Source organism: uncultured Campylobacter sp., assembly GCF_938030815.1.
Taxonomy (GTDB): domain Bacteria; phylum Campylobacterota; class Campylobacteria; order Campylobacterales; family Campylobacteraceae; genus Campylobacter_B.
The window spans coordinates 1-5,317 of record NZ_CALHII010000004.1 but is presented as its reverse complement, the minus strand read 5'-3'; the positions used below and the strand labels follow the sequence as shown (position 1 = coordinate 5,317).

The window sequence follows — 5,317 nt, the reverse complement described above, 5'->3', positions numbered from 1 at the left end:
TAACCGCAAGAGTAAAATTTAAAAATTTTTATAGGTAAGATATAAAGTTTCTAGATTATAATTTCAAAATTATATAGCCAACTGCTTACATTATTTTTTGATGGGTTGTACTAATCCAAATTGCCTGCCGCGACCTTTTATCTTTTCAAACTTTATAAAATTATTGCCGTTCTTTTATCCTGTTAAATTAATCTTATTCCAAAAGTTCTTTAGCTTTTTTCACCGGATTGCATTCATCATCATTTAAACACGGCTTCAAACCATAGCTCATCTTACAAGCCAATTTTTTCTTCGAAGGCTCTATCGCCGCATCGCATACCTTTTTAAGATTTACAAATGCTCTTTTTATATTGCCCGTATAGTACAAATCGTGCATTCCTGCATTTAGGCAAAAATTTAATAATCCGGCATCGCAGGCTTTGTTTAGCGCTTTTGTTGCGTCTTCCTCTCTGCGCAAATATATTAATAAAATTCCCAATGCACCGCAGCTCTCAAAATTTCTTTCGTCGCATTTTGCCGATAAAGTATCTTTTAATATCGAGCAAGCTTCATAATCACCTTTGTTCCAATCGCATTTATTCGCTAAATTTTTTAAGTTTGTATCGTTTATTGCAGTAGAAATATCAATGTCTATATCGTTTTTTGCCAGCAAAGGCATAGATAAAAGCAGCGCTAATGATAAAATTTTTCTCATAATTATAGTCCTTTAATAATTTCTTTGGCTTTCATTAGCGGATCGCACTTTGCATCTTTAGAGCAGTCTTCAATCTCTTTCTTGATACTGCAAGCAAGCCTTTTATCTTCCGAAATTCCCTGCTCGCAAATTTTATCAAAAACCTTAGCGGCTCTTTCAAGATTTCCCGTAAAGAGTATATCGCTAATGGCAAGATAGGAGCAGTAAGACATTATGTTTGCTTCACATGCCTTAATCAAAGGAGCGGATGAGAATTCGTATTGACCCAAATCCGTAAATATTATTCCGATAGTCCCGCAGCTTTCATAATCTCCGCCGTCGCACTTCTTAGATAAAATTTCGACTAGCCTCGTGCATGCGCTGTATTTTCCGTCGCCGCTATCGCAAGCAATCGCTAAATCTTTTTCCTCTTTGGTTTTTAATAAATAATCCAAGCCTTCCGCCGCCGCAGCGGGGATCGCCGCAAATGCTGCTATAAACGCAAGTAGCCAAATTTTAAGATAGAATTTTTTCATCGCGCCCTCCGTTTTTAGGCGGCGATTATATATTAAAATATTTTAGCGGGCTCTTAAAATTTTGCATAGTTAAAATTTCGATCACCGCTAAATTTAGCGGCGCTATTTTTGTAAGCCGCGCCGTTTTAAAATTTAAAACATCGTTTCTAAATTTTTAAATGCCGCTCTTAAATTTAAACGTCGCGGTGAAATTTTAAAATCCCACCGCAAGCTTTGGGCGGCTTTAAATTTAACATACCGAGTTCTGTTAGCATCCCGAGTTCGGCTGCACCCGCGTTTCGCTGCCCGTGTGGATCAGCAGAGCTTTGCCGCGCTTAAATCTACACGGCGGGTCGGCTTGCACGGATGAGTACTCCTTGCCGTTTAGTTTGTAGATGATGTTGGAGCCCTGCACCGTCTTTTGGGAGTTTTGGATCGCATCTCCGGCGACCGCGCCTACTACCGCACCGCCCACGAGCCCCACGGTTTCGGCTAAGCGCCTGCTGCTGCTATGTTTGCCGAGCTTATGCCCGATGACCGCACCCGTAGTTCCGCCTGCGACGCCACCTAAAATTTTACCCGTATTGCCCTCGGAGCGCTCTACGTTGATTTTGGCTGGTAGGACATCGACGATCTCGATCCGATCGCTCTGCCTCATGCGGTTCGTCTCGCTCGCGTCATAAACATCTCCGCCGTATCGATCCTGCGGGGTCGCGCAGCCGCAAAGCGCTATCGCTGCGATCAAACATAATGTAAAATTTCGCATATCCTCTCCTTGTAATGAGCTTGGCGACATTATACTGCGGGTTTTTATACGATCGGTTAAGCGGTGGCGTTAAAATTTACCGGCTCGCTGCCGCTTAAAATTAGCTGGATACGAGGCATTGTGCCGTATCTGGGCGCCTTATAAAATTTTTATTTCACTCAAAATTTATCTTATTTTGTTAGAATCATTCTTATTTTTAAGGAGAAAAAATGAAAAAACTATTAGTTTACGCCACCAAAGGCGGCGATACGAAGGTCGTGAGCGAATACATCGCTTCAAAGCTCGGCTTTGAGATCAAGGAGGCCAAAGAGCTAAATGAGGAGGATTTGGCGGGAGCGGGCGCGTTTATTTTTGCGGCTTCGACGCACGGCGACGGACAGATCCAGGCTAAATTTGACGACAAATTGGAGCTTTTAAACAAAACTGATTTTGACGGACGCAAGGTCGCGCTCATAGGCGTCGGTAACGTCGAGCGCCACGGCAATGATTTTTGCAGCGGCATGAGCGCGTTTTTGCCGGTGCTTAAAAAGGCCGATCTCATCGGCGCTTGGGACGCAGAGGGATATAAATTTAAACATTCGCGCGCCTTCATAAACGGCAAATTCGTAGGTCTTACGATCGATTTTAAAGGCGACGAGCACTGGCAGGCGAGGGCCGATAAATGGATCGCCGCGGTTGGAGGCGAGTTTTAAATATTTCAGCTTTTGCGCGACCGAGCGAGCTTTGGGCTCATCGAGCCTAAAGCTCGTTAAATTTCCCCATTAAATTTCACGCTTTGCTTGAAAGCGGAGCCCTCTTCATTAAAATTTTAAAATTTTTAGCTCAAAAAGTCGCTGTGTTTTACAAGCCGTACCGCTTAAAATCGCGCGGATAGGATGAAATTTTATCCTCCCAAGCTCAAAATCTAGCCCGCTCGCGGCGACCAATTCAATACGGCAAATTTAATGAGATGGGTTTATAAAATCACCGCCCGAACTTCAAATATCAGCGCCGCATTAGAAAAGTTATTTTATAATAACCGCATATCAAAATTTAAGGCGATCTATGAAAAGGCTTCTAATTTTCGTCGTTTTTGCGCTGGCCGCTCTCGCCGCGGCGATCTACTTCAATCTCGATAGGCGCGAAGAGGTCGCGCACAAGGCCTACGGCATCATCGACATCAGGCAGAGCTCGCTTAGCTTCGAGCGCAGCGGCCGCATTAGCGCGCTTTATCGCGACGAGGGCGATTTCGTGCAGGCTGGCGACGTCTTGGCGGCTCTGGATACGGCGAATCTGAGCTATCAAAGGCGTATTCAGATCGCGAGATGCGACGGGCTTAAATTTAGCTTGCAAAAGCTGCAAAGCGGCTTTCGTAGCGAGGAGATCGAGATGGCGGCGGCGAACGTAAGCGCGCTGCAAAACGCCCTGCAGCTCGCTACTTTGACGAACGAGCGCCTCAAGAGCCTAGGCAAAAGCAACTCTGCGTCCAAGCAGCAGATCGACGAGGCGTTTTACTCGATGAAGCGCACGCAAGCCCAGCTGCAAAGCGCGCAGGCCAATCTGCGCCAGCTTCAAAGCGGCTACCGCGGCGAGGATGTCGGCGCCGCCCGCGCAAACTTGGCAAGCTGCGAGGAAAATCTGAAATATCTGAATTACCAAATCGAGACGCAAAGCGTGCTAAAAGCGCCTTTTGGCGGGCAGATCAGAGCGCGCCTTAAGGAGCTCGGCGACATCAGCATACCAAGCGTGGGCGTTTTTGAGCTCAGCGAAGTAAAAAACAAGCGCGCGAAATTTTATCTAAGCGAAAATCAGCTGCGCTTCCTGCGTGCCGGACAGAGTGTGCGGATTATCGCTGCGGACGGCTCTAGCGCGAACGCAAAGGTCGCATACGTGAGCCAAACCGCGATGTACACGCCCCGCACGGTGCAAACCGAGGAGCTGCGTGCAGATCTCGTGTGGGAAGCGCGAGCCGATTTCAGCGACGATGACGGCAGCTTTCGCTTAGGGCAGCCGATCAGCGTGGAATTTTAACGCGCAAGTAGTACGCGAGCGCCTCACGCGTAAATTTATCGCGCGGGTAAAATTTTATCATGCGAGCGAAATTTTACTGCGCGATGCCGCACTAGCGTCGCGGGAGGAGTTTTGTCGCGAGAGCGAAATTTATCGCACGAGCAGTATGCGAGCGTCGCGGGCGGAATTTATCGTTTATCACACGAACAGCTCGCAAGTTGCCGCGAACTAAATTTATCGCGGCGCCTCGCCTGGAGTTATCAGGCACGGCGAGTTGAAATTTACGGCTCTCGCCAGCGATAAAATTTTACGCGGCATGACAGGCGGTGCTTTGACGCGCGGAAATTCTAACGCTGCGGCGAGTAAAATTTAAGAAGGCTCCGCTCGGATACGGCGAGTGAAATTTAAACATCGCAAGCTGCGGCGATGCGGAATTTACGAGTGATTTTGGACGGCGCCTCCCCTGCGAGCGAAATTTTAAAAGCTTGCTTGCCGAGTAAATTTTATGCGGCGTCTAGAGCCGTGCATACGGCGTGAGTCTGATGAAATTTTAAAAGCGCGCTTCGAGGCGGAATTTAAACGGCGCTTGTTCCGCAGAGAGCAAGGCGATGAATTTCGTCGTGCCTAAAATACATCGTCTCGGCGGCGATAAAATGCTGTATGTCTATAACGAAGCCGTACAAAGGTGGCGCAAAATTATCGCATGAGTTTTGCGCGAGCAGGCAGGGCTTTGGATAAAAGATCGAATTCTGCAGCGCGGCGAGTAAAATTTTGGCGAAATTTTGGCGCAAAGCAGTGCGAGTTAAATTTAAAATTTGCGGGCTCGGAAACGAGTACAAGCAGGGTGGCATAGCGGGTAACGGGCTTTGTTTCTAGCAGACCGTTTTGCGATAAGCGAGCGGCGATTGAACCGAGCGCGGACGGCAGTAAAATTTTACTACGAAACAAACGGCGCGATTAAATACCGATTGTGCGCGACGGTGAAATTTTACCCCAAAGGACGCGGTAGTTGAAGTTGGTACTATGCTAAGGAAAGCTGGGACTAGGTAAAATTTCGTCAAAAGACATGGCGGCAGTAAATTTTACCCCGAAAGGCAGGCGGAAGTGAAATTTTACCCAAAAGGTGCGGCGGCGGTAAAATTTCACCGCAAGAGGCGCGACACAGATAGAGCTCGGCGCTCACAGCTCGCCAGGTGTTTGAAAACTCGCTTTCATTTGCGTTTTGAAGCGAATTTATCGCGGGTGCTCACGGGTCGCTTCATGTTTTGGAGACCGCCCCGCTCATGCGCGTTGTGTGCGCATCGTTAGCGGCGCGGCTAGCCGATGCGATATGCACGCGCTCAAGACGGATCGGGCGGCGCGCGGAATATTCGG

At 47.6% G+C, this 5,317-nt stretch carries 6 protein-coding genes; 2 read left to right on the top strand and 4 right to left on the bottom strand.

What is annotated here, in order from left to right; all coding sequences use genetic code 11:
• Positions 1–193 precede the first annotated feature (193 nt).
• The 3 genes from Q0277_RS00150 to Q0277_RS00140 all read right to left on the bottom strand — a co-directional run bounded on the left by Q0277_RS00150 (position 194) and on the right by Q0277_RS00140 (position 1,954).
• The gene (locus tag Q0277_RS00150; RefSeq protein ID WP_297994253.1) at positions 194–694 is read right to left on the bottom strand and encodes a hypothetical protein; all 501 of its coding nucleotides are present in this window, start codon (positions 692–694) and stop codon (positions 194–196) included.
• 2 nt (positions 695–696) lie between these two features.
• Positions 697–1,209: a hypothetical protein gene (locus Q0277_RS00145; protein ID WP_297994250.1), complete on the bottom strand. Its 513-nt coding sequence runs from the start codon at positions 1,207–1,209 to the stop codon at positions 697–699.
• Positions 1,210–1,456: 247 nt separating this feature from the next.
• Complete coding sequence (locus tag Q0277_RS00140) at positions 1,457–1,954, bottom strand: hypothetical protein (RefSeq protein ID WP_297994247.1); 498 nt, start codon at positions 1,952–1,954, stop codon at positions 1,457–1,459.
• Between the two features lie 209 nt (positions 1,955–2,163).
• Here Q0277_RS00140 and Q0277_RS00135 point away from each other — a divergent pair, with 209 nt between their 5' ends.
• Positions 2,164–2,646, top strand: a complete 483-nt coding sequence (locus Q0277_RS00135; RefSeq protein ID WP_297994244.1) for a flavodoxin domain-containing protein — start codon at positions 2,164–2,166, stop codon at positions 2,644–2,646.
• Positions 2,647–2,998: 352 nt separating this feature from the next.
• Complete coding sequence (locus tag Q0277_RS00130; RefSeq protein ID WP_297994241.1) at positions 2,999–3,964, top strand: HlyD family efflux transporter periplasmic adaptor subunit; 966 nt, start codon at positions 2,999–3,001, stop codon at positions 3,962–3,964.
• A 554-nt stretch (positions 3,965–4,518) separates the two neighbouring features.
• Here Q0277_RS00130 and Q0277_RS00125 read toward each other — a convergent pair.
• The gene (locus Q0277_RS00125) at positions 4,519–4,794 is read right to left on the bottom strand and encodes a hypothetical protein (protein WP_297994238.1); all 276 of its coding nucleotides are present in this window, start codon (positions 4,792–4,794) and stop codon (positions 4,519–4,521) included.
• Between the last annotated feature and the right edge of the window lie 523 nt (positions 4,795–5,317).

What these genes read in the sequence shown, in the direction of transcription:
- Q0277_RS00140 (WP_297994247.1), bottom strand. Translation starts at nt 1,954, where the DNA reads ATGCGAAATTTTACATTATGTTTGATCGCAGCGATAGCGCTTTGCGGC.
- Q0277_RS00135 (WP_297994244.1), top strand. Translation starts at nt 2,164, where the DNA reads ATGAAAAAACTATTAGTTTACGCCACCAAAGGCGGCGATACGAAGGTC.
- Q0277_RS00130 (WP_297994241.1), top strand. Translation starts at nt 2,999, where the DNA reads ATGAAAAGGCTTCTAATTTTCGTCGTTTTTGCGCTGGCCGCTCTCGCC.
- Q0277_RS00145 (WP_297994250.1), bottom strand. Translation starts at nt 1,209, where the DNA reads ATGAAAAAATTCTATCTTAAAATTTGGCTACTTGCGTTTATAGCAGCA.
- Q0277_RS00125 (WP_297994238.1), bottom strand. Translation starts at nt 4,794, where the DNA reads ATGCCACCCTGCTTGTACTCGTTTCCGAGCCCGCAAATTTTAAATTTA.
- Q0277_RS00150 (WP_297994253.1), bottom strand. Translation starts at nt 694, where the DNA reads ATGAGAAAAATTTTATCATTAGCGCTGCTTTTATCTATGCCTTTGCTG.